This is a genomic window from Candidatus Methylomirabilota bacterium (assembly GCA_036005065.1).
Lineage (GTDB): Bacteria > Methylomirabilota > Methylomirabilia > Rokubacteriales > DASRDR01 > DASYQW01.
Genome location: DASYQW010000351.1, coordinates 1 through 2,742, shown reverse-complemented (window position 1 = coordinate 2,742; position 2,742 = coordinate 1). Strand labels below are relative to the sequence as shown.

General features: G+C 73.8%; 1 protein-coding gene. It reads right to left on the bottom strand.

Going from position 1 to position 2,742, the window contains the following annotated elements:
- On the bottom strand, positions 1 to 2,507 hold a 2,507-nt coding region (locus VGW35_23800), incomplete at its 3' end, for a M48 family metalloprotease (GenBank protein HEV8310699.1).
- Positions 2,508 to 2,742 lie beyond the last annotated feature (235 nt).

Genomic DNA, 2,742 nt, shown 5'->3' with positions numbered 1-2,742 from the left:
AGAGCCACCCCGGTCCCGGGGACGACGACCCCTCTGGATTCACTGCGGCCCGGGTGGCGCCAGGCCGTCGTCGCGACGGCATCGCGCCCCACGTGGCCCGATATCACGACGAGCGCGTCGTCCGGCGAGCCCCAGCCGCTGACCCGCCACGCCCCGGTGGCCGGATCCGCCGAGAGGGCCTGGACCGCGAACCTGGGCAGTGTCCGATGCCAGCCGGAGTCCGCGAGATCGTCCAGCGCGGCGACACGGAGTTCGGGCTCGGGACCGGGGCCGGGATACGCGAGGGCCAGGACCTTCCCGTCGCCGAGAAACGCCAGGTCGTAGGCCTCGATCTCGCGGTGGCCGCCGTCGAAGCGACCGATCAGGAAGCTCGCGAGCCAGCGGCGTCCCTCGGGTCGGGGGAGCGATCGCACGGCATACTCTCGGCCCGAGGGCGAGAGGCGGAGTCCGGTGGCGCCGACACCGCGCGCCTGTCCCACGACGCGGAGTGATCCCCCGCTCCAGCGGAGCGCCGGACCGGCGGTCGCCAGCGGGTCGTACCCGAACCGATCGTGAAACCAGCCGGCGCCCAGCCCGAGCGGCACGACCGCGAGAATGGCGGCGATCGCCGCCGCCCAGCGGGCGGGACGGCGGGGAACGAGGAGCAACGCGCCGGCGAGCCCGAGGAGCGCCACCGTCGCGCTCGGCGCCGCCCGGGCCGCCTGGTGAAGACGGAGTCCCCCGGCTCCCGACATGGCGACCCAGAGGAGGGCGCTCCACGCCGGGATCGCCGCGATTCCCAGCACGGCCAGCGTGAGCCCGGTGGCCACGCCGTGAGGCTCGCCCTCCGTCCGGCGGCGCGCGAGCGCGAGCCACACGATTACGCCCCCGAGGCCGGCCAGGGTCGCCAGGGCGCCAGAGTGGAGCGCGGGGGTGAAGACGCCCGCGATCGGATCCCGGAGCGCCAGGAGCACCCCGGCGATGGCCGTGATGCCCGTGGCCGCGAGCGGCACCGGGGCGGGCCGGAAGAGCGCGAGGAGGCCCAGTGGCACGGCGACGCCCAGGTTCCCGGAGGCGATCGAGACGATGACGATGGCGCTCGCCACCATGACCGGAACCGCCGGATGGTGGAGGAGCCCGGCGGGGCTTCGGCCCAGACGGGCATCGACGGCATCCAGGGCGGCCTGGGCGGCGGCGACGGACTCCGGCCGGAGCGGAACGGACCAGGAACGCCCCGCCCGGTCGGTGGCCACCAGCAACACCTCGCCGGCGAGTGGCGCGCGGACACGGAGGTCGACCAGCTCCGGGTAGGCGATGGACTGCACCACCGCCGCCCGATCGCGCAAGGTCGCGGGATCGGCCGGCGCGTCCGGCGGCACGCCCTCGAGCCGGTGGACCCGGTCGGCGTCGAGGATCACGAGGGCACCGAGGGTGGACGATGACAGCACGACCGGGAGTCCGGGCGGGGCCGAGACGCCTGCGCGAATGGCCTGGATGCGGTGGGCGAGGCTCGGATGGGATGCCGCCCGCTCCAGGTCGATCTCCAGCCGGCGCGGGAGTCTGGCCAGCACGTGCAGCTTCACCAGGGCCCGGGCCAGGGCCTCCGGGTCGCCGCAGAGGACCACGGCCCGCCGGTCGCTCTCGGCCTCGTGAGCCTTGTGGCTGGCCAGCTTCAGGACCAGGAAGAGCACGACGAGGAGCGCCCATGTCCAGCCCAGGACGCCGGCCCACCCCTCGAACCGGACCATCAGGAGGGGGACGACCAGAAGGCCCAGGGCGATCGCCACCCAGTTGACGACGGTCCACCGGAACAGGCGCCGCCGGTCGTAGTGCTCGAGGTGGGCCACCTCGTGCGCGAAGACCGCGGCCAGCTCGTCGGGGGCGAAGAGATCGAGCAGCGTGTTCGTGAACAGGACCGAGGGCGTCCCGGTGGTCGGGAAGGCGAAGGCGTTGGCCCAGCGGCCGCCGGATGTCCCGGCCCGATAGAGGCGGGGGGCGGCCGTCCGGGCACGCTCGATGACCGCGGTGAGACATGTGTGGAGATCGGGACGGTCGAGCGGCCGGGCGTGCACGAGGGCCAGGAAGACGCGCGGGTACGCCGCGTTCCACGCGAGGAGGAGGGCGGCGAGCAGGACGACCACCGGCCACCGGAATGTTCCGGCCGCGTGCACGAGCGCGGGCGCCGCCGCCAGCAGCATCCAGAAGCCAGCGGTGGCCAGCGCCAGTCGGACGACGTGGGAGAGATAGGCGAAGAGCCCCCACTCTTCGCGCAGGAGCGCCTTGCGCGCCGGAAAGCCGCCGGCCAGCACGGTGGCCAGCGCCAGCGGCGCTCCCCAGACGACGTGCTCGTGCGCTACCACGGTGGCGAGGACGAGCAGCGTGATGGTGACCCGACCGAGCCGGCTCCGGTAGGCGGCCAGCCGCTCGGGCAGGGCGGCGTCGTCGGCCAGGGCGGCCAGCCGGCGACCCCACCACCAGGCGAGGACTCCGGGGACGACGCTCAGCAGGAGAACGGCGGCGGTCCGCATGGTGGCTTGTAGAATTCCACATCCGCGCGCCGATTCCTGAGTGAAATTGCGTGCCGCCGCGCCCACCCATCCGGCTCGAGAGGTGGGAGAGGTCCCGGAGGGGGCCCTCGAGGCCCGCTCAGCGGCGGCTGGCATAGTAGTCGACGCGGCGCTCGAGGACGGCGATGGATTCGGAAACGGCGAACGCGAACCCGAACACGAGAATGACGAGGGCCCAGAACTCTTCCATGAGGAA